General features: G+C 61.5%; 22 protein-coding genes, 1 tRNA gene and 2 pseudogenes. 15 read left to right on the top strand and 10 right to left on the bottom strand.

The genetic code is table 11. The features are described 5' to 3' along the window. Position 1 precedes the first annotated feature (1 nt). The 4 genes and pseudogenes from FJ978_RS33130 to FJ978_RS10170 form a co-directional block, all read right to left on the bottom strand. Positions 2 to 67, bottom strand: a pseudogene (locus tag FJ978_RS33130) (hypothetical protein); the annotation flags it as partial. 280 nt (positions 68 to 347) lie between these two features. After that, a complete protein-coding gene (locus FJ978_RS10180) occupies positions 348 to 848 on the bottom strand; it encodes a DUF2285 domain-containing protein (RefSeq protein ID WP_140572073.1) in 501 nt (166 codons plus the stop codon). A 55-nt stretch (positions 849 to 903) separates the two neighbouring features. Then, entirely contained in the window at positions 904 to 1,098 is a 195-nt protein-coding gene (locus tag FJ978_RS10175) for a DUF6499 domain-containing protein (RefSeq protein ID WP_140572072.1), read from the bottom strand. Between the two features lie 133 nt (positions 1,099 to 1,231). Next, a complete protein-coding gene (locus tag FJ978_RS10170; RefSeq protein WP_246678100.1) occupies positions 1,232 to 1,846 on the bottom strand; it encodes a hypothetical protein in 615 nt (204 codons plus the stop codon). Between the two features lie 236 nt (positions 1,847 to 2,082). On the opposite strand from FJ978_RS10170, the gene FJ978_RS10165 reads away from it, so the two are divergent. Further along, positions 2,083 to 2,268: a helix-turn-helix transcriptional regulator gene (locus FJ978_RS10165; RefSeq protein WP_140572155.1), complete on the top strand. Its 186-nt coding sequence runs from the start codon at positions 2,083 to 2,085 to the stop codon at positions 2,266 to 2,268. 76 nt (positions 2,269 to 2,344) lie between these two features. Here the strand turns inward: FJ978_RS10165 and FJ978_RS10160 are convergent, their stop codons facing one another. Further along, positions 2,345 to 2,671 (bottom strand): DUF736 domain-containing protein, encoded by a 327-nt coding sequence (locus FJ978_RS10160; protein WP_113190782.1) that lies wholly within the window; start codon positions 2,669 to 2,671, stop codon positions 2,345 to 2,347. A gap of 608 nt (positions 2,672 to 3,279) precedes the next feature. Between FJ978_RS10160 and FJ978_RS10155 the strand changes: the two genes are divergently transcribed. The 4 genes from FJ978_RS10155 (at position 3,280) to FJ978_RS10145 (ending at position 7,230) form a co-directional block, all read left to right on the top strand. Next, positions 3,280 to 3,465: a DUF3606 domain-containing protein gene (locus tag FJ978_RS10155; protein ID WP_140572071.1), complete on the top strand. Its 186-nt coding sequence runs from the start codon at positions 3,280 to 3,282 to the stop codon at positions 3,463 to 3,465. 39 nt (positions 3,466 to 3,504) lie between these two features. Next, positions 3,505 to 5,421 (top strand): DNA ligase D, encoded by a 1,917-nt coding sequence (ligD, locus tag FJ978_RS10150; RefSeq protein ID WP_348640303.1) that lies wholly within the window; start codon positions 3,505 to 3,507, stop codon positions 5,419 to 5,421. Positions 5,422 to 5,524: 103 nt separating this feature from the next. Further along, entirely contained in the window at positions 5,525 to 5,848 is a 324-nt protein-coding gene (locus FJ978_RS33495; protein ID WP_348640302.1) for a hypothetical protein, read from the top strand. Next, positions 5,845 to 7,230: a PHP domain-containing protein gene (locus FJ978_RS10145; RefSeq protein WP_348640301.1), complete on the top strand. Its 1,386-nt coding sequence runs from the start codon at positions 5,845 to 5,847 to the stop codon at positions 7,228 to 7,230. The genes FJ978_RS33495 and FJ978_RS10145 overlap by 4 nt, the downstream gene beginning before the upstream one ends. Before the next feature lie 79 nt (positions 7,231 to 7,309). On the opposite strand, the gene FJ978_RS10140 is transcribed toward FJ978_RS10145, so the two are convergent. Beyond that, positions 7,310 to 7,900 (bottom strand): SOS response-associated peptidase, encoded by a 591-nt coding sequence (locus FJ978_RS10140; RefSeq protein ID WP_140572070.1) that lies wholly within the window; start codon positions 7,898 to 7,900, stop codon positions 7,310 to 7,312. A 437-nt stretch (positions 7,901 to 8,337) separates the two neighbouring features. Here FJ978_RS10140 and FJ978_RS10135 point away from each other — a divergent pair, with 437 nt between their 5' ends. From FJ978_RS10135 to FJ978_RS33490, 4 genes and pseudogenes are all read left to right on the top strand, one after another. Next, positions 8,338 to 8,928 carry a hypothetical protein gene (locus tag FJ978_RS10135; RefSeq protein ID WP_140572069.1) on the top strand — a complete coding sequence of 197 codons (591 nt, stop codon included), beginning with the start codon at positions 8,338 to 8,340 and terminating at the stop codon, positions 8,926 to 8,928. Between the two features lie 13 nt (positions 8,929 to 8,941). Further along, positions 8,942 to 9,205, top strand: a complete 264-nt coding sequence (locus FJ978_RS10130; RefSeq protein ID WP_140572068.1) for a hypothetical protein — start codon at positions 8,942 to 8,944, stop codon at positions 9,203 to 9,205. 204 nt (positions 9,206 to 9,409) lie between these two features. Beyond that, complete coding sequence (locus tag FJ978_RS10125) at positions 9,410 to 9,658, top strand: hypothetical protein (protein WP_140572067.1); 249 nt, start codon at positions 9,410 to 9,412, stop codon at positions 9,656 to 9,658. A gap of 12 nt (positions 9,659 to 9,670) precedes the next feature. Further along, a pseudogene (locus FJ978_RS33490) lies at positions 9,671 to 10,663 on the top strand (tyrosine-type recombinase/integrase); the annotation flags it as partial. Positions 10,664 to 10,854: 191 nt separating this feature from the next. Here the strand turns inward: FJ978_RS33490 and FJ978_RS10115 are convergent. Further along, positions 10,855 to 10,930 (bottom strand) — tRNA-Ile (locus tag FJ978_RS10115). A 134-nt stretch (positions 10,931 to 11,064) separates the two neighbouring features. On the opposite strand from FJ978_RS10115, the gene FJ978_RS10110 reads away from it, so the two are divergent. Beyond that, positions 11,065 to 11,775, top strand: coding sequence for an SIMPL domain-containing protein (locus FJ978_RS10110; protein ID WP_140572066.1), 711 nt, complete (start codon positions 11,065 to 11,067; stop codon positions 11,773 to 11,775). A 216-nt stretch (positions 11,776 to 11,991) separates the two neighbouring features. Here the strand turns inward: FJ978_RS10110 and FJ978_RS10105 are convergent, their stop codons facing one another. Next, positions 11,992 to 12,363 carry a hypothetical protein gene (locus FJ978_RS10105; RefSeq protein ID WP_140572065.1) on the bottom strand — a complete coding sequence of 124 codons (372 nt, stop codon included), beginning with the start codon at positions 12,361 to 12,363 and terminating at the stop codon, positions 11,992 to 11,994. A 209-nt stretch (positions 12,364 to 12,572) separates the two neighbouring features. Further along, complete coding sequence (locus FJ978_RS10100; RefSeq protein ID WP_140572153.1) at positions 12,573 to 13,019, bottom strand: YcgN family cysteine cluster protein; 447 nt, start codon at positions 13,017 to 13,019, stop codon at positions 12,573 to 12,575. Positions 13,020 to 13,216: 197 nt separating this feature from the next. Here FJ978_RS10100 and FJ978_RS10095 point away from each other — a divergent pair, with 197 nt between their 5' ends. The 3 genes from FJ978_RS10095 (at position 13,217) to FJ978_RS10085 (ending at position 16,282) form a co-directional block, all read left to right on the top strand. Next, the gene (locus FJ978_RS10095) at positions 13,217 to 15,295 is read left to right on the top strand and encodes an OmpA family protein (RefSeq protein WP_140572064.1); all 2,079 of its coding nucleotides are present in this window, start codon (positions 13,217 to 13,219) and stop codon (positions 15,293 to 15,295) included. Between the two features lie 460 nt (positions 15,296 to 15,755). Further along, the gene (locus FJ978_RS10090; RefSeq protein ID WP_013893674.1) at positions 15,756 to 15,992 is read left to right on the top strand and encodes a type II toxin-antitoxin system ParD family antitoxin; all 237 of its coding nucleotides are present in this window, start codon (positions 15,756 to 15,758) and stop codon (positions 15,990 to 15,992) included. Next, positions 15,989 to 16,282 carry a type II toxin-antitoxin system RelE/ParE family toxin gene (locus tag FJ978_RS10085; protein WP_140572063.1) on the top strand — a complete coding sequence of 98 codons (294 nt, stop codon included), beginning with the start codon at positions 15,989 to 15,991 and terminating at the stop codon, positions 16,280 to 16,282. The genes FJ978_RS10090 and FJ978_RS10085 overlap by 4 nt, the downstream gene beginning before the upstream one ends. On the opposite strand, the gene FJ978_RS10080 is transcribed toward FJ978_RS10085, so the two are convergent. After that, positions 16,279 to 17,145, bottom strand: a complete 867-nt coding sequence (locus FJ978_RS10080) for an NAD(P)-dependent oxidoreductase (RefSeq protein ID WP_140572062.1) — start codon at positions 17,143 to 17,145, stop codon at positions 16,279 to 16,281. The two genes, FJ978_RS10085 and FJ978_RS10080, sit on opposite strands and share 4 nt — an antisense overlap. Before the next feature lie 166 nt (positions 17,146 to 17,311). Here FJ978_RS10080 and FJ978_RS10075 point away from each other — a divergent pair, with 166 nt between their 5' ends. Together FJ978_RS10075 and FJ978_RS10070 are read left to right on the top strand one after the other, a co-directional pair. Beyond that, complete coding sequence (locus FJ978_RS10075) at positions 17,312 to 17,578, top strand: type II toxin-antitoxin system VapB family antitoxin (protein ID WP_140572061.1); 267 nt, start codon at positions 17,312 to 17,314, stop codon at positions 17,576 to 17,578. Continuing rightward, complete coding sequence (locus FJ978_RS10070; protein ID WP_013893670.1) at positions 17,575 to 17,964, top strand: type II toxin-antitoxin system VapC family toxin; 390 nt, start codon at positions 17,575 to 17,577, stop codon at positions 17,962 to 17,964. The genes FJ978_RS10075 and FJ978_RS10070 overlap by 4 nt, the downstream gene beginning before the upstream one ends. The last annotated feature ends 4 nt before the right edge of the window (positions 17,965 to 17,968 follow it).

Genomic DNA, 17,968 nt, shown 5'->3' with positions numbered 1-17,968 from the left:
TTATTGCCGCGTCGCCTGGGAGATGCGGACTCAGCTCCCTGGCAACACTCAAACCCTCGAAAGCCACGAAATCTGTCCAACAAAAAACCGCGTCGGGTCGAAATATTCGACCTGATCGTCGCGGGTATGACGGCTGGCGCGGCAAAGGGGTGGGAAGTTATGGACCCGTGTCCGCTTTGGGGCCAATCCCGGACATCATGTCGCCCAAGCCGAACGGCTGCTTTGATGAAACGGCGAATTTGATCTCAACAGCCGACACGGGGCGCAAAGCTGCCATTCTTTTCAGGATGAGAGTAGGCGTCGGCTCGCAAACAGCGCAAGTAGGCGGACAACTCGACCGGCACTCGTCAGAGATGACGCCGCCGCGCGCGCAGCAATTGGCGATAGCCGCGCTCGACCATGCTCAGCCCGTCGCGCACGAGGCGATATGTCTGGTAGCGAAAAGTGGAGTCGTGCCAGTCGGCGGCGCTGACCAGCCGCGGACCGAACAAGGCGGTCGCGACTTCAAAATGGGACGCCTGCTGGGCGCGACCATCAAGGCATCGCAGCATGTGGCCTAGGCGCCGGCGCTGGGCCGTGGTCAAGCGGGCGTCGGGAACGTGTTGCCTGTGGATAGAGCGGATGAAACGCTCGATCGCTTGGAGCCGGTCGTGCGCCATGTCGTCGAGCGGGATGATGGCGGCAAGGGTTTCGCCTGGCTTCGCGTCGCGGAGGAGCGCCAGTTGCGTGCCGCCCGGCGAAGAGCGCATGTGAAGGCCGACCTCGTCAAGGCGGCCGGCGGCCAAGGGGACATCGAAGGCGATGCCCTGTTGCGCTCCCAGATCCCGCGGAACCTCGACGAGGGTCACGACCCCAGGGTCGACCTGAGGCGCCCAATAGACGGGCTGCTCGACGGCGGACTGATCAGGTCTCGCTGCGAAATTGCAAACCCCAGCGCTTGCGCAATGCGTGCATCGCCTTGGCCGATCGGGAGGCGGCGAAGTCCTGCTGATACTGGGGATTACGTCGCAGGAACTCCCAGGCGATCGCATCGGGGGCGGCGCCTTTGACGAATGCATATGCCTGTGGGTCGCGCCATTGCGATGTATCCGGCTTCATCCGCATTCTTCCCTTCTCAAGTATTTGATAGGGGGACGAAGCGTTGAACGAAATCCTTGGATTCCGTCATTGACGCAGGGACGAATAGCGATCTCGGAGCTGAGCGATCAAGTGGAGATTTTTGCGATGTCTACTAGCTCGCGCCTTGCAGTGTCTTGAAAGTGTCCGTCCACGCGCGATACGCATCATCACTGCCCTGGCTCCAGGCACCGAAGGCGCGCCAGGCGGCGAACGATGACGCAGGCTGCTCGAACAGCGCGCTGATCGACTGGTCGCCTGCGGGCCAGCCGGCAGGCTCGTTGCCTGTCGCTTCGTGCGTGAGGCGCCTTAGATCGGCCAAAGCAGAGCGGATATGCGGCAACGGAAATTCGCAGAGGTCTGTGTTGTCACTTGCCTCACGAAGGATGACCGCGAGCTTAGCCACGACACCCGCAAAAGATTGGGCAGGCGTCGCCGCAATCTGAGCCAATAAGGCATCCGCCTTTTCAGCGGCATCCTGCTCTTCCTTCAGGAAACCAGGACAGTCGCGGTCGGCGCAAGCCCCCTCCCCGCGCCCAATCACTTCGCCGACAGGAAAGAGCGCGCCGCTCTCCAGGAACCCCTCCTCAGCCTGCTGCTGCCGGACACAGGAGGCCAGCATCCCAACGTGAGCGTCGATCCAGGCAAGGGACAGGACAAGCGCTGGATCGGCCTGCGGCTGATCTTCGGCTGCATGGTCAGCAGAAGGCTCAGAACGCTCTGCGGTCAACGGAGATCGAGCTCCCATCCCAGCGTGACGGAAGGCAAAGTCGTGGTATTGTCGGAATCAGCCATGATCCGAGCTCCACACAGCTTGGCGTTTGGTCAGGTCGAAAAGGGTGTTTGCGCACCCTCTTCGACCGCAAGTTCGAGGCAGGGATAATATACAAATTGATTGAGGTCAATCAGAATATTGGCGATAGGGCGGCGAATTTCAGCGCCGAACAGTGCCGTGGTGCGCGTGCAATGTTGGGATGGAGCCAAGATGATTTGGCCCGGGCGGCAAACGTCGCAAGGCAGACAATCGCTGATTTCGAACGCGGCGCTCGGACTCCAATCGCAAACAATATATTAGCGATCGTGAATGCGCTTGAGAGAGCTGGCATCGAAGTACTGCCCAGCAACGGAATTCTGTTGCGAAAGAGCAGGTGATCGCGGCTCCGCCGCTGAGGCCAGCTGTCAGATGCCGAAGCCCGTCCGACCGAAGTCGAACGGGCTGGCTTAACTGTTACTCGCCGTTGCGGCGGTTGGGGCGCGACCAGATGAGGCTGTGGCCCTCGCCTTCCTCGTCGGCGAAGAGGTTGGCGTAGATCGGAGCGGTGAAGCTCGGATCGTCCAGCTTGAGCCCGAGATAGTCGCGGCCCTCATTGGAGCGCTTGGACCAGGCGGCGCCGATTTCGGCTTTGCCGACCACCACGCGGTGGCTTGGAGCGTTCTCGCCGCTGGCCCTTGTGTCGGGGACGATGCGCACGCCCTTGGCCTGGACGCTGAGGGTGACGATCTCGCCGGTGAACTCGTTCGCATTGGTCTTCTTGAAAGTGCCGATGGTAGCCATTTTCAGTCTCCGTTTTCTCGTTTCCGAGCCCGCACCATGCGACCTCGATGGCGATCGTGAGGCCGGAGGCGACCGCGGCCGCATCGCTTGCGACCGCAGCGAAGCGGAGGATGGCGCAGGCGCGCGTTTCTTGGTTCCGCGAGGAATGGGCTTGCCCAGGGGAAGAAACGCGCGCTGCGCCATTGCGGCATAGGCGCTCGAGGCTTCAGCCGTCCTTCGGCCAGATCAGCCCGTTCGAGAGGTCGTTGGTGCAGTCCGCGAACTGGGAGAGGGAGGAAATGGCGGCCCATGCAAGAAGATCAAGCCACCGGGTCTCCAAGATATCTTTCGATGTCGCTTGGCAGAGGCTGTAGCAAGCCCTTATCACGTCGGCATGAGGCGACCGCCACCTGGTCCGCAATGGTGGCTCGGCGCCCGGCCCGCGCGAGCTAACCAAGTTGCGCCGCCGCGACCTCTACATTCCGGATCTGCACATCGACAACATGAAGTGAGGACGCTGGTTCTCCGGCGCGCCGCTGAATTTCTTGCCGGCTCAGGATCGCAAGACGACCCAAAACGTTACAGGTCGAACGTCGTGACGTCGCAGCTATGGAAGCAAGGAGCCGACAATGGCAGACAACAAATCGAAGCGAGGCGCCGCCGACCGTCGGCAAGTCTCCGGCGATGAAGGCTACGAGGTCAATTACTTCGCTCGCAAGCACGGCATCGGCAAAGATCAGGCCGAGGCGCTCATCAAGCGGGTCGGCAACGATCGCGACAAGCTCAATGCCGCCGCGCAGAAACTAAAGAAATAGGCCGCGCGTCGGGAATGGCGCGTCGGACAGTTGGGTTTGGTGAGAGTCAATTCGGTGAGCAAGTCAGCGTCGCGTCGCGCCACGATTAGAGGATCTTCAACTCCCCCTGCGAAGCCAGCGTCGCGGGGCGCGGCCAAACTCGCGCCACCTGCCTTCCGGCCTGTCCAGCTCGCAAAACTGGTGGACACGGTTCCCCCTGGCGATCGCTGGATTCACGAGATGAAATACGACGGCTACCGCATTCTCGTCGCGGTGGGTGGCGGAGAGGCGCGCGCCTATACGCGCTCCGGTCTCGACTGGTCCGACCGCTTTCCCTCGATCCTGTCCGAGGCACGCAAGCTCAAGGTTCGCTCGGCGCTTATCGATGGAGAGGCCGTCGTCACCGACACCGAGGGACGATCCAGTTTCCAGGCGCTTCAGAACGCATTGAAAGGTGCTCCGGCGAGCATTGACTATTTCGCCTTCGACCTGCTGCAGCTCGACGGCGAAGACCTGACGAGGCTCCCGCTCCTGGAGCGCAAGGAGAAACTGGAGACAATCCTGCCGGCCGGAAACCCCATCTTTCGCTACTCCGATCATATCCAAGGGCGTGGAGAAGAATTGCTGAACCGCTTCTGCGACGCCGGCCTGGAAGGGGTAATCTCCAAGCTCGCGGATTCGGACTATGTCGGAGCCCGGGACGGCAGCTGGCTGAAGATCAAGTGCATCAAACGTCAGGAATTCGTGCTCGTCGGCTGGACGCCGTCGGACAAGGATCGCGCGTTTCGATCCCTGATTCTCGGCGTCCATGATAGCGGAAAGCTGCGCTATGCCGGCAAGGTCGGGACCGGTTTCGATACCGCCGAGATGGCCCGGTTGATGAAGACCATGGCGCCGCTCGAGCAGAAAGCCGCCACGGTCGATGCGCCGCGCGCGGAGGTTCGCGGCGCCCACTGGCTGCGTCCCAAGCTTGTCGCCGAGATCGCGTTCACCGAGATGACCAATGAAGGAACGCTGCGTCATCCAAGCTATCTTGGCCTGCGCGAGGACAAGAAGCCGGGGGCCGTCGTGCTCGAGACGGAACACCGCACGGCAACCCTGACGTCGCCGGCAACCAGCACGATCGTGATCAGCAATCGCGGCCGCGTCATCTACCCGGAATCCAACATCACCAAGGGACAGCTAGCCGATCATTACGCCGAGCTCGCCGAGGTCATGCTTCCCTGGGTCGGCAACAGGCCGATCAGTCTGGTCCGCTGCCCGCAGGGCCGCGCGAAGAAGTGCTTTTTCCAAAAACACGACGCCGGCAGCTTTGGCGACAAGGTCCACCACGTCGGGATCACTGAAAAGGACGGACACGAAGAGCCTTACCTTTATCTGGACGACGCCGACGGGCTGATGACCTGCGTCCAGATGGGGACCATTGAGCTGCATGGATGGGGAGCCCGCATCGAGGACGTCGAAAAGGCCGACCGGTTGGTGTTCGATCTGGACCCCGATGAAGGCTTGGATTTTGAAGCCGTCCGCGCGGCGGCCTTTCAGTTCCGCGACATCCTCAAATCATTGGGGCTGACGACTTTCCCGATGCTGACGGGCGGCAAAGGGGTGCATGTGATCGCTCCGCTGACTCCCAAGGCAGAATGGCCGGAGGTAAAGGATTTCGCGTCTCGCCTGGCTCAGGCGGTCGCCCAGAGCGATCCCGCCCATTTCACGGCGGTGCTGTCGAAGGCCCGCCGCAAGGGTCGCATCTTCGTCGACTATCTGCGCAACCAGCGCGGGGCGACCGCGATCATGCCGTACAGCGCGAGAACCCGGCCGGGTGCTCCCGTGGCGGCGCCGATCACCTGGGCTGAGATGAAGACCATCGATGCACCCTCTCATTTCCATATCGGCGACGCACCCGAATTGAAGAAACGAGCGGCTTCCAAGGCTTTGGCGGGCTGGGGGCGCGCTGACCAATCCCTGCCACATCTGTAGCGCCCGGCGGGCCGCGGAATCCACGCCCGTTTTTCCAACGCCGCGCCATCGGGGCCAAGGATTCTTTGGAACTTGCCAAGACCGGCCTCGTTTGCCTGAAGCAATGGCAAACACCGACACGAGGACCATCGCCAATCTACTGAGGGAATACGCGCATAGGACATTCCTGCGTGGCGGTAATCCCTATCGCACAAGGGCGTATCTACGTGCCGCTGACAGCCTGACGGCACTCTCCCAACCGCTTGATCGCATCATCGCCGCCGGCGCGCTCACCAGTATCCCGGGGATCGGGGACGCCATCGCGGACATCGTCACGAAGCTCCATCAGACCGGCACGCACCCAAGCCTCGATAAATTGCGGGAAGAGGTGCCGGCAGGCGTGATGGAACTGTTTGCCGTTCCTGGTCTTCGGCCGACAAGATATTGAAGCTTCATGAGGCGCTCGGCGTGAGTTCGCTGGCGGAGCTCGAAACCGCGGCGAAGGAAGATCGCATCAGGCCGGTCAAGGGGCTTGGCGCCGCGCTTCAGACGAAGATCCTGGAGAACCTGGCTATCGCGCGAAGCGGTCAGACACAGCTTCATCTCCATAAGGCCGCTGCTCTCCTTGAGCATGCAATGGCATCGTTGCAGCAAGAACATCCGGAGTTCTCCCGCGTCGAGATCGCCGGTGAATTCCGGCGCGGGTGCGAGCTCGTTTCCGCCTTCGCGCTGGTAGCGCAAGGCAAGGAGCCGGCCGAGGTCGGTGATGCGACCCTGCGGGTTGTCATCACCGACAAGAAACATTTTGGCGCCAGGCTCCTCGACGCGACCGGTTCGGCAGATCACCTCACGCAGCTGAAGAGGGTCGCGGCCGACAAGGGATTTATCCTGAAGGGTGACGGGCTCTATCGCGGCCGAAAGCTCGTCGCCTCAGCGACAGAAGAGGAAATCTACGACACCTTGGGCCTGCAGTTCATCGAGCCCGAACTGCGCGAAGGCAGGGATGAGATCAGACGGGCGGCCATCCACGAGCTGCCCGTCCTTGTTCGCGACCAGGACCTGCGGGGCATCCTGCACTCCCATACGACAGCGTCCGACGGCACCGAGACGCTCGAAGCGATGGCCGAAGCCACGCGCAAGCGCGGGTTCGACTATTTTGGTGTCGCTGATCATTCGCAGTCCGCTCACTATGCGGGTGGCCTTTCGCTGCAGGAAATAACCGAACAGCATCGCGAGGCCGACCGGTTGAACCGGCGCTATGGTGAGAAATTCCGCATCCTGAAAGGCATTGAGGCTGACATTCTGGCAGACGGCTCGCTCGACTATCCGGACCATGTCCTGGAGCAGTTCGACTTCGTGATCGCCAGCGTACACAGCCGCTTCAGACTGCCCAAGAAGGAGCAGACCGATCGGCTCATCGAGGCGATCGGCAATCCCCGAACGACGATCATCGGCCATATGACAGGCCGCCAGCTGTTGCGACGCCCGGGCTATGATCTCGACATCGCCAAAGTTCTGCGAGCCTGCGCCAAATTTGGCGTCGCCGTCGAAGTCAACGCACATCCATGGCGTCTTGATCTCGACTGGCGCTGGCATCAGGAGGCACTCGACTACGGCTGCATCTTCAGTATCAACCCGGATGCTCATTCAATTCGCGAACTCGATTACATGCACTGGGGCGTTGAGATGGCGCGCAAGGGCGGCGTCCCTGCGAAACGAGTCCTCAACGCGATGCGCTTGCCGGCTCTGCTTTCCTATCTGGCAAAGCGCAGGCGCCCGTCCAAGAGGATCGGCCGACCACGCGCGACGGCGAGGGAAGCTATGCTGTGACTCAATTGGCTGGTCTGGTCCGCCCCACTTCACTAGGTGCACGCTCCGCGTATGCCATTGGAATGAGCCAACGGTCCAGCTAACCGACTTGCTCGAACGACAATGTCCGTGCCGGCAGCGGCCTGATCAATGATTTGGCGGAGACCGACGGATCGAGCCACTCGGCCCAATCCTTCCGCTCGAGAATGACGATTTGACGGTCATGATAAGGGGCGATGTCCGGACCGGGCTCCATCGTGAGCATGGTGAACGCTTCACCGACATCATCGGTCTCACGCCAGATCCCGGCGATGCAGAAAATCGGCTCGTCGCGCTTGGTGAAGAGCCACTTGTCCTTGCGCTTCTTGCCCTTCTCCGTCGGGTCGGTGAACTCGTAGAAGCCATCGGCCGGAATCAGGCAGCGGTTCGACGCGAACTCGCGACCATCCGATCGAAAATTGTAGACAGGCCGCTTGTTTTGCCCTGGCCAGCTCCATCGGCGCTGGACCAGATCACCCTCGCCCTGTGCGCCGTCGACCGTGCGGATGATCGGCCCGATATCCGTTATCTTGATATCCTCGCGCGCCGCAATGTTGGGCGCGCCTTCGCTGAAGCGGATCTTGATCTTGAGATCGGCGAAGTCCTCGACGATCGAAGCGACGTCCACCATCAGCCGATAGTCATTGCACATGGGTCACCCGTTTCTCGGCGGTTGCGCGGCAATCGCGTTCCTGTTATGTTCTTTTGGCTATGAACGCAAGAGTTTTCGCCCCATCCTCTAACTCTTCGTCGGGAGAGCCCCTGCTCTCCCGACCAAATGAAAAACGGCGTACAAGGCGGAAGCACCGAAATGACCGTCATTGCGGCCAAATCAGTTCGGTGCTGGAGCAGGTTCGTGGCCCTGAGACCGGTTCAACAGGGCGGCCGAAGGAGCATCAGCATAGCGCCGCCGAGAGGCGGGATGCGGGACCGACCGCCCCCGGCGAAGGGCGCCATATGAAGCTGACTCGGCATGCATAACCCCGGAGTGGATAGCGATCCATGAAACGCATAGGGGTTGAGGGGTGGCTTGACTCTTCGTTCTCTTTTTGTTCACTGTTCGCGTGACAGCCCACAGGGACCCCGGTTATGGACATTTTGATGGACGCCAGGGGCGCCGCCCCTGAAGAAAAGCAGCGTGGATTAGAAGCCGCGCGGGCCGTGCTCGAGCGCATCGGCATCACTGCCGAAGAAGCCGCCGAAAGCTCTTTTGCAGTCGAAGGCTGGGACGACGCGGGATTCCCGCCTGATCAGGAGCCTCCTGAAGAAGTTTATGTCGCCGCCGAGGCATGGTGGGCCGCCAGCAACGCGGCAATCGAGGCTTGCTGTGAAGGTTGGCCGGACGAGAAGAGACACGGCGTCGACGGCCTTCAGTTGCTGCATGATCCAGAAACGCAGCTTGCCGATCGCGCCACTGCGCTAGCGCGGATACGTGCCATCGTTGTGGAAGAAGACGGTCAACGGGAATTCCATGACGACCGTCCCTTCCTATTGGCGCTCGCCGCTACCGCCGAGATGGCGGACGGGTCGAAGGCAGGAGAGCTCGTCGACGCGGTATCGATTGCCTATTCGTCGCTGGCGCTCGCCGGCTTCGAGCCGAACGAGCCGATTGAGCCGAAGCGCCAAGCGGTGCTCGACGCGATCGACGCGCTTGAAATCGGATCTGCGCCCCTCAAATGAGAAAGGCCACTCAATGTCGACCCAAGTGGTATCGGAGCAGAAAAAGCCGAAGCTCATTGTTGTCGTCGCATTCGATCGAGGCGACGATGGGGAGCTATTTCCGATGTACGGCCCGACTGACCAGCAAAGCGAAGAGCGGGCTATTCGGATTGCAAAAGCACTTGCTGGCAAGCACGTAGGCGTCATTGCTTGGAGCCGGGATGCCGATCCGGCGCTTGGCGACTACGGCCCGCCAAAAACCTTGTTTGTGAATGGCGACGTGCCGGACATGGAGTGAGCAAGCACATGTGCGGACGCTTGTAGCGCTCCTCCTCGACCCCTTGAACTCGTACATTGCAATCAGCAAACCGTCCTATTCATACGCGCTGACCGCAATTCGCCGCACAGTTGGATCGGATCCCTTCCAGCGCTACCTGATACAATCCAGACTTTGATCTCTGAAAGCCCGCGCACAAAGGCGGTGCATGCAGGCAGCGAGATCATGAAAAGCGACACCCTTTCCTATCCTCCTCGGGGTCTCCCACGCGAAGAAGCGGCTCGATATGTTGGCGTGGGCATAACCAAATTCGACCAAATGGTTGCTGACCGCCGCATGCCGAAGCCGAAGAAAGTTGACGGCCGCATAATATGGGATCGGCTCAAACTCGAAGCGGCTTTTACCGCGCTGCCCGGAGACGATGACGAGAATATCGTCGACTTCCTGTTGCAAGGGAATCATCGCAGGGAATAGATTCATTCTGCCATGACCGACAAATATCCCGGCCTCTCCTCCTACACTGATCGCCACGGCAAGCTGCGGTGGCGCTATCGGACGAAAGAGCGTGCGGTTAGTCTGCCTGCTCCCAATCAGCCGGGATTCAAGGACGCGTACCAGGCAGCGGTCGAAGGCCGGAAAGTCCCCAAGGCCCCTGTCGTCCAAATGCCTGGAGCCGCCCTGCCCGGCACATTTGGAGCGGCCTTTCAACGATTGAAGATCTCGGTCAAGTGGTTGGCGCTTGACGAAGCCAGCAAACGCAAGAACATGCGGCTGATTGAAGAATTTCTAGAACTGCGGGTGGTCCCAGATCACCCCCTTATCTGGCGCGACGTACCGGTTAAGAACCTTAGACGTATCCATATTGAGGAGCTTCTTGGGCGCTTCATAGCCACACCCCATAAGGCCAAGCACCTGCTGGTGGGCATACGCAAGCTGGTCTATGTCGCACTGCGGCAAGATTGGATTGAAATCGACCCCACTGCGGCAGTCGAGTGGCGCCCGGCCTATGCCGGCTGGAAAGCCTGGTCGCGCGAGGCGATGGCGCGATTTGAAAACCGTTGGCAGCTCGGCACTGCGGCACGCACTTGTTACGGATTGGCGCTTTGGCTGGGCAACCGCCGCGGCGACGTCGCGGGCCTGCGCTGGGACCAGAGGGTCACCCGCCGTGTCTTCATCGATGGCGTCGAGCGTCACTTCGACGGGTTTGATATTGTTCAGGGCAAGAACAAGGGACGAACAGGCGGCAAACGCCTGTTCGTGCCGATCACACCGATGCTGTCCGAGATCCTGGATGCGGCTGACAGGCGCGGCGAGACCGTCCTGGTCAACGCCTATGGTCAGCCCTTCTCCGCCAAGTCCTTGACTGGAATGATGGCGCATTGGTGCAAGCTTGCCGGTCTTCCGAAGGGCCTTACCCTGCATGGTTTGAGGAAATCGCTCGGTGTTTATCTGGCGGAGGCCGAGGCCTCGACCAGGCAGATGATGGACGTGCTCGGGCACGAGGATATCGATCATGCGGAGCTCTATTCGCGCGAGGCATCGCAGGTACGGTTGGCGGTCCAGGGCATGGATCGAGTCGTGCGGCTGGTCACGCGCAAGCCGATGCTTGGCGAACCTGTTGGCGAACCTCGTGGCGAACCACCCTATAACTCACTGATAAATAACGATAATGGTGGGCCCGGAGGGACTCGAACCCCCAACCAAGCGGTTATGAGCCGCCGGCTCTAACCATTGAGCTACAGGCCCCACGCGCGCTGGATTAATGTTTTTCGCATCGCGGCACAAGGCTTTCCCGACGGGCTTCCGCAGATCGCCCAAATCAACCCATAATCGCGCTCTACGCGACGCTTGCGACCTGATCGCAGACCAAGGAGATTTTCATGACCAAACACCTTTTGCCCCTCGCGCTCGCCGCTGCAGTCGCTTTTCCAGCGATGGCTGGAGCCACCGATTTGCCGACGCCGCCGCATATCATCGTGTCGGGTGAAGGCGAAGCAACCATTGCCCCCGACCTGGCCCTTTTGACGCTAAGCGTCATGCGCGAGGCCAAGACCGCGCGCGCGGCGCTCGACGCCAACAACGACGCCATGGCCGCCGTGATCGCTGCGATGAAGGCGGCCGGCATCAAGGACCGCGATCTGCAGACCGCGGGCATCCAGATCAATCCGCGCTACAACTACACCAACAAGCCGGACGGCAGCCAGGAGGCCGAACTCGTCGCCTATCAGGTGACGAACACGCTGTCGGTGCGCGTGCGCGACGTCGACAAGACCGGCGAGATCCTCGACAAGGCGGTGTCGCTCGGCGTCAACCAGGGCGGCGGCATCGCCTTCACCAACGACAATCCGGCGGCCACCGTCACCGAAGCACGCAAGAAGGCGGTCGCCGACGCCATGGCGAAGGCCAAGACGCTCGCCGAGGCGGCCGGCGTCAGCCTCGGCCGGGTACTCGAGATCACGGATCAGAACATCAGGCCGGCACCAATGCCGATCAACGCCAAAGCCTTCGATGCCGCGGCCGGCGCGGCTCCGGTACAAGCTGGCGAAAACGCCTACAACGTCCAGGTCACCGTTACGTTCGAACTGAAGTAGCCGGTTCCGGTGATTCCATTGGCCGAGCCCATGCCCGGCCGTGGGATTATCCGCCAGCGCATGAAAAACCCCGCGGGATCGCTCCCGCGGGGTTTTGTCGAGCCGCACCCGTCCGATTGGGAAAGGGGCTCCGCTACTCCAGACCGACCTCCCGGAGGTCGTGTCTCCCGGCATAACCCTCGCAGAGGATCATGCCGCTACGACCAGACCTCCCGCTCAGCGGTTGATGATCGGGCAACCGCGCTCGTTGGCGAACACGATCACGACCCGGTCCCCATATTGGCGTCCCATGACCTTGACGACACGGCGGTTGGCGTCGACGATGCGGGCGCGGTGCAGCCCCATGCGCTCGGCCTTGTCGAGGGCCCGGTCCGGCGAGCAGCCACGGCGCCAGCCGTCGCCGCGCCAGTCGTCGCGGCGCTCGTCACGGCGATGGCGGTAGCCGTCGTCGCCGGCGTAGACGCCAAAGCGCGGGTCGTTGTTGTTGCCGAAGCCGAGATAGAGGCTGTCGGCATGGGCGGGAATGGCCGCCAGCGTGCCGAGGCCGATCAGGGCCGAAAGGGCCGCCGTCTTGATCGTGGTGTACATGGTTCTCTCTCCTTGTTGCGGACTTGCGCCCGTCCTGGTGAAACCGATGGTGGGAGAATGCACTGGCCTGTCTGAACTATTTACGAACTCGCCGTTCATCTGCGGTTCATGTGGCGGGAAAGGGAAAGCTTCGCCGGTTCTCCACCAATATGCCCCCCCAAACGCCCCGCCTCGGTTCATGCCTCCGGCGCGCCTTGCGGTTATGAGCCTCAAGGCTCCTCGTCGAGCATATAGTCAAAATAATCCTCAGGCTCGGCGAGCTCGGTCTCGCTCGCCTTGACGCGGCCGCGCATCGAGATACCGGCCTCGTGCACGGTCTCGGCACTGCCCGACACCAGCCGGTGCCACCAATAGAGGTCGCGGCCCTCTGCCACCAGCCGGTAGGCGCAGGTGCTGGGCAGCCAGCTGATGGTGCGCACGTTCTGTGGCGTCAGGCCGACGCAATCGGGAACGCGCGCCAGCCGGTTGGCATAGTCGGCGCAGCGGCAAGTCTGCGCGTCGAACAGCCGGCAGCCGACGCTGGTCCAGTAAATCTCACCGGTATCCTCGTCCTCGAGCTTCGACAGGCAGCATTTGCCGCAGCCGTCGCAGAGCGACTCCCACTCGGCCGGACTCATCTCTTCCAGCGTCTTTGTTTTCCAGAACGGCGTTTCCATTTTGGGGATGTGGCCCCAGCGGACGCCGAGGTCAAGCACCGCGATCGCCGCCAAAGCCGCCCCACCATAGGAAAAACATGAAGTTGCCTTCAAAACGCCGGTCAATCGTCCTTCGTTGCCGGTAATGCCCGCAAACCGGAACCAATATGGATGATGAAGGTTTGGGCAGGGATGGGACCCCACAAGGAGAAATTTCGATGAAACGCCAACCACGGATTCTGGCAGGCACAGCACTTGGCCTGTTGATGGCATCCGCGCCGTTGGGCGCATCCCCGCTTCAGGGAAGTGCCGCGTTCGGCTCCATGCAGCGCGGCACCGTACCGTTGGTCCTGGCCCAGGCGGCTTGCGCCGAGGGCGAATCGGCCGAAGCCTGCGCACAGCAAGGGGAACAGAAGTCTGAGCGCAAGAAGCGCGAGCAGCAGCAGCAGACCGAACAGGCACCCGCCGGCGAGGCTGCTCCGGCCACCGACGAACAGCAGCCGCGCAGGAAAAAGCGCGACCAGCAGCAGCAGGCCGAACAGGCACCCGCCGGCGAAGCCGCTCCCGCCACCGACGAGCAGCAGCCGCGCAGGAAAAAGCGCGACCAGCAGCAACAGGTCGAACAGGCGCCAGCCGGTGAGGCAGCCCCCGCCACGGACGAGCAGCAGCCGCGCAAGAAAAAGCGCGACCAGCAGCAACAGCAGACCGAGCAGGCGCCGGCCGGCGAGGCAGCCCCTGCCAACGACAACCAGCCAGGCGAGAACCCGCGCAAGAAGCACAAGCAGGGCCAGCAAGAGGCCGCGCCCGTACCCACCCCGAAGGAAGCTCCGGCCGAACAACCGACACCCAAGGCGGAGCAGGCCCCTGCCGGCGAACCGGCTCCCGCCCAGGGCGAACAGGCTCCGGCCCAGGGCGAACAACCCCAGGACAAGACGAAGAAGCACGGCAGGAAGCCGGCCGCGGAGCAGCCTGCAAACGGCGAGCAGCCCGCAAATGGGCAACAGCAGCAGACTGGCGAACAGCCGGCGACGGGTGAACAGCCTGCCACCGGCGGCAAGGCCGCGCCTGTCCAGGGCGAAACCTCCGTGCAGGGCGAGGCACCCGCTGACAAGAACGCCGCCCCTATTCTCGACAGCCAGAAGGATGCCCGACGCAAGGGTCGCGGCGAAAACGGCCAGGGCGGCAGGAAACCGGCCAACCAGAATGGCGAGCAGCAGAACAGCGAGCAGCAGAATGGTGGCCAAAACGCTCAGCAAGGTGCCGATCAGGGCCGCAAGCCCGTGGTCGCTCCTGTCGACCAAGGTCCGCCGCCCACCGACGACAAGTCGGCCCAACAGGCAATCCAGCCTGAAAAAATCGCCCCGGTGACGGAGGAAAAGGGCAAGCGCGTAGAGCGTGCACCCGATGAGAACGTCCGCGACCGCCAGCGTCCGAAAGGCGTCAATGTCGTCAGGGAACTCGGCGACCGCGTCATCCTGCAGTTCAACAACCAGACATTCGTCCAAAGCAATGATGCCCCGCGCATGACCCGCGGCGCCAGGAATGTGTACTATGAGGATCTGTCGGGCGATCGCACCCGGGAAGTCGTCGAACGTGACAACGGTGTCCGGATCGTCACCATCCGCAACCGCTATGGCGACGTCATCCAGCGTTCGCGCATTGCGCCGGACGGACGCGAATATGTGCTGAGCTATGTCGACGAGCGGCACTATGAGGATGAAAACGACTGGCGCGATCCCGGCGATGACCTGCCGCCGATGCGGCTGACCATCCCGCGCCGGGACTACATCCTCGATTCAGAGGATGTCGAAAGCGACGACGACTATTACACCTTCCTCGAACAGCCGCCGGTGGAGCGGGTCCAGCGTCTCTATTCGATCAACGAGGTCAAGCGTTCGGCGCGCGTGCGCGACATTGCGCGGCGCATCGACCTTGACACGCTGAACTTCGAATTCGGCTCGTCCTCGATCTCCGATACCGAGGTGCAGAAGCTGCAAGGCGTCGCCGACGCCATGGAGAAGCTTTTGAAGAAGAACCCGGCCGAAACCTTCCTGATCGAAGGCCATACCGACGCCGTCGGCACGCCGGAGGCAAACCTGGCCTTGTCGGATCGCCGCGCCGAAGCGGTTGCCGAAGCACTGACCAACGCCTTCGGCATCCCGGCGGAGAACCTGACGACGCAGGGCTATGGCGAGGAGTATCTGAAAGTCGACACCTCGGCGCCCAACCGAGAGAACCGGCGTGTTGCGATCCGCCGCATCACCCCGCTGGTGGCGCCGGTGGCCAGCAACAACTGATCCTGATCCGGAAAGATCATGGTCCATTAAATCTGTATTTCCAGGAGCTTGAGCCGGCTTCTGGAATCAGATCGGCAACAAGGCCCCATCCCGGAGGACCGGGATGGGCGGGAATGCGGACGACAGCCCGGGGTCAACAAGAATTGTCCGGGCATCAGGTCCGGCTCATTGAAACGTGAGGCAGCCTACCCCAGATTCATGACTGGGCGTTCCCTGCCCCGTCCCGACTCCAGCGGGACGCACTGAGCCCCGCCGGCCCTCTCCGGCGGGGTTTTTTGCTGCCGCGATTTGCCTCGCAGACCGCGGCGAGCTGACCGAAATACGGGTCCAGCACCGACGAGAGAACCACCGGAACCAGCCCATGAAGCGGCAAGAAGGACCTGGCGTGAAGCCTCGCTCATCCGAGTGCTTGCTGGCATTCGGGTAAGTTGATACCATCTATTGGTATTGGAGACCCGCCATGCCCAAGAACACCTCCATCACCCTAGGCGATCAGTACGACGCCTTTATCCAGCGGCAGATAGCGAATGGCCGTTTTGGGTCGGCAAGCGAAACCGTTCGAGCCGGCCTTCGTCTTTTGGAAGAGCAAGAGCTAAAGCTGGAGCAACTCCGCTTTGCCATAGATGAAGGGGATATGTCAGGCGATCCAGAGCCGTTCGACTTCGACGCTTTTCTAGAGTCGAAGAAGCGTGGATGAAGCGAACCGTCAGGTTCTCGCCGAAAGCGAAAGCAGATCTCGACCAGATTTGGGATCACTCCCTGAAAGAATGGGGAGCCGAGCGGGCGGAGGCCTATATCCGCACCATTCGCTCAATCATAAATTTGATAGACCAATTTCCGGCGATGGCAAAAAACGCGGAGAATATTCGCCCTGGTCTGTTGAAGTATGCCGTTGGCTCTCATGTACTTTTTTTGCGAATTGCCGATCGATCAATCGACGTTGTACGCATTTTGCATCAGCGAATGGACTACCTAAGGCATCTTTAGAAGGTCGTCCTGATCTTCGTATTGGAATTCGCAAACACCTCGTCCGGCACAAAAAAGTCGCCGGCCAGCGGCCCGGTCGCGCCGGGCGCGTAGACCGAAAAGTCGCTGACGCCCTCGGCGCGCAGCACCTCCTCGTCGATGTAGAAATTGCCTGACGTCTCGCGTGACGGCCGCATGAAGATGGCATGCGCGGCATCGGCCATGATGTCGGGCGAACGGCTTATTGCCGCCACCGTCGCGCCACCCAGAAGATTGCGCACCGCCGCCGTGTCGATGGTCGAGATCGGCCACAGCGAATTGACCGCGATGCCGTCTTTGGCGAACTCGGCGCTCATGCCCAGCGTGCACATCGACATGCCGAACTTGGCCATGGTGTAGGCGACGTGGCTCTTGAACCATTTGGCCTTCATGTCGAGCGGCGGCGCCAGATTCAGGATGTGAGGATTGCTGGCTAACTTCAGGTGCGGAATGCACATTTTAGACACCAGGAAGGTGCCCCGCGTGTTGATCTGATGCATCAGGTCGTAGCGCTTCATGTCGGTCTCCAGCGTGCCGGTAAGCTGGATGGCGCTGGCATTGTTGACGCAGATATCGATGCCACCGAATTTCTCCACGGTCTTTGCTACGGCCTCGGCCACCTGCGCCTCCTCGCGGATGTCGCACAGCATTGGCAGCGCCTTGCCGCCGGTCTGCTCGATCTCTTCAGCCGCGGTGTAGATCGTGCCCGGCAGCTTCGGATGCGGCTCGGCGGTCTTGGCGGCGATCGTCACATTGGCGCCGTCGCGCGCGGCGCGCAGCGCGATCGCCAGGCCGATGCCGCGCGACCCGCCGGAGATGAACAGCGTCTTTCCCTTGAGCGACATTTTTCCTCCGCCTGAACTGGTTCTTTTCACGATCCTTGCCTGTGGCGCGGCGGGATACAAGTGCTTGCCACGGAAGGCGATGGTGACGCTGCGGAGGCTAGTCGGATCATCTGTTGGATTTGGCGGAAGTCCGGTATATATTCTATACAAACAGGTAGAATATAGAATGGCGCTTTCGATCAAGAACATGGAAGTCGAGCAACTGGCGCGCGAACTCGCCCGCCGCCGTCGCGTGTCTGTGACAGAGGCTATTCGTCAGAGCCTCGAGCGTGAAGTGGCGCGCGAACGGCTGGTGCCGCGTGAAGAAACCAGCGACCTGTATCAGAGATTGCTTGCGATTTCCGAAAGCGCCGGAAAAGTCCCAAAACGCGAAAATGCGATGACTGACGACGAAATCCTCGGTTACGACGAGTTTGGAATCCCGACGAAATGATCATCGACTCCTCGGTCCTGGTCGCCATTCTGCGTCTCGAGCCAGCGTATGAACGTTTCGTGCTCGCGATCACGCAGGCCAACAGACGGCTGTTGCCGGCCCCAACTTTTCTCGAAACGACCATGGTACTTGCGGGCGGCCGGCAAGATGAAATCCTGGATCGGCTCGACAGCTTCCTGCACACCGCCTCGATCGAAACAGTCCCGTTCACAGCTGACCATGCGGCTGTCGCCCGCCAGGCATTCCTCCGCTATGGCAAGGGCCGGCATCCGGCTGCGCTGAACTTCGGCGACTGCATCGCCTACGCCACAGCGCGGCTCGAAGCCATGCCGTTGCTTTTCAAGGGTGATGACTTCCGGCTGACCGACATCGAACCGGCGGTCTGAGCAA

It is taken from the genome of Mesorhizobium sp. B1-1-7, from assembly GCF_006442705.1.
GTDB classification, from domain to species: Bacteria; Pseudomonadota; Alphaproteobacteria; order Rhizobiales; family Rhizobiaceae; genus Mesorhizobium; species Mesorhizobium opportunistum.
The sequence above is the reverse complement of the archived record's forward strand: the minus strand, read 5'-3'. Positions and strand labels throughout refer to the sequence as shown.

What these genes read in the sequence shown, in the direction of transcription:
- FJ978_RS10085 (WP_140572063.1), top strand. Translation starts at nt 15,989, where the DNA reads ATGAAGCGAACCGTCAGGTTCTCGCCGAAAGCGAAAGCAGATCTCGAC.
- FJ978_RS10080 (WP_140572062.1), bottom strand. Translation starts at nt 17,145, where the DNA reads ATGTCGCTCAAGGGAAAGACGCTGTTCATCTCCGGCGGGTCGCGCGGC.
- FJ978_RS10105 (WP_140572065.1), bottom strand. Translation starts at nt 12,363, where the DNA reads ATGTACACCACGATCAAGACGGCGGCCCTTTCGGCCCTGATCGGCCTC.
- FJ978_RS10125 (WP_140572067.1), top strand. Translation starts at nt 9,410, where the DNA reads ATGAAAAGCGACACCCTTTCCTATCCTCCTCGGGGTCTCCCACGCGAA.
- FJ978_RS10160 (WP_113190782.1), bottom strand. Translation starts at nt 2,671, where the DNA reads ATGGCTACCATCGGCACTTTCAAGAAGACCAATGCGAACGAGTTCACC.
- FJ978_RS10140 (WP_140572070.1), bottom strand. Translation starts at nt 7,900, where the DNA reads ATGTGCAATGACTATCGGCTGATGGTGGACGTCGCTTCGATCGTCGAG.
- FJ978_RS10090 (WP_013893674.1), top strand. Translation starts at nt 15,756, where the DNA reads ATGCCCAAGAACACCTCCATCACCCTAGGCGATCAGTACGACGCCTTT.
- FJ978_RS10095 (WP_140572064.1), top strand. Translation starts at nt 13,217, where the DNA reads ATGAAACGCCAACCACGGATTCTGGCAGGCACAGCACTTGGCCTGTTG.
- FJ978_RS10135 (WP_140572069.1), top strand. Translation starts at nt 8,338, where the DNA reads ATGGACATTTTGATGGACGCCAGGGGCGCCGCCCCTGAAGAAAAGCAG.
- FJ978_RS33495 (WP_348640302.1), top strand. Translation starts at nt 5,525, where the DNA reads ATGGCAAACACCGACACGAGGACCATCGCCAATCTACTGAGGGAATAC.
- FJ978_RS10110 (WP_140572066.1), top strand. Translation starts at nt 11,065, where the DNA reads ATGACCAAACACCTTTTGCCCCTCGCGCTCGCCGCTGCAGTCGCTTTT.
- FJ978_RS10155 (WP_140572071.1), top strand. Translation starts at nt 3,280, where the DNA reads ATGGCAGACAACAAATCGAAGCGAGGCGCCGCCGACCGTCGGCAAGTC.
- FJ978_RS10130 (WP_140572068.1), top strand. Translation starts at nt 8,942, where the DNA reads ATGTCGACCCAAGTGGTATCGGAGCAGAAAAAGCCGAAGCTCATTGTT.
- FJ978_RS10100 (WP_140572153.1), bottom strand. Translation starts at nt 13,019, where the DNA reads ATGGAAACGCCGTTCTGGAAAACAAAGACGCTGGAAGAGATGAGTCCG.
- FJ978_RS10070 (WP_013893670.1), top strand. Translation starts at nt 17,575, where the DNA reads ATGATCATCGACTCCTCGGTCCTGGTCGCCATTCTGCGTCTCGAGCCA.
- FJ978_RS10075 (WP_140572061.1), top strand. Translation starts at nt 17,312, where the DNA reads ATGGCGCTTTCGATCAAGAACATGGAAGTCGAGCAACTGGCGCGCGAA.
- FJ978_RS10165 (WP_140572155.1), top strand. Translation starts at nt 2,083, where the DNA reads ATGTTGGGATGGAGCCAAGATGATTTGGCCCGGGCGGCAAACGTCGCA.
- FJ978_RS10175 (WP_140572072.1), bottom strand. Translation starts at nt 1,098, where the DNA reads ATGAAGCCGGATACATCGCAATGGCGCGACCCACAGGCATATGCATTC.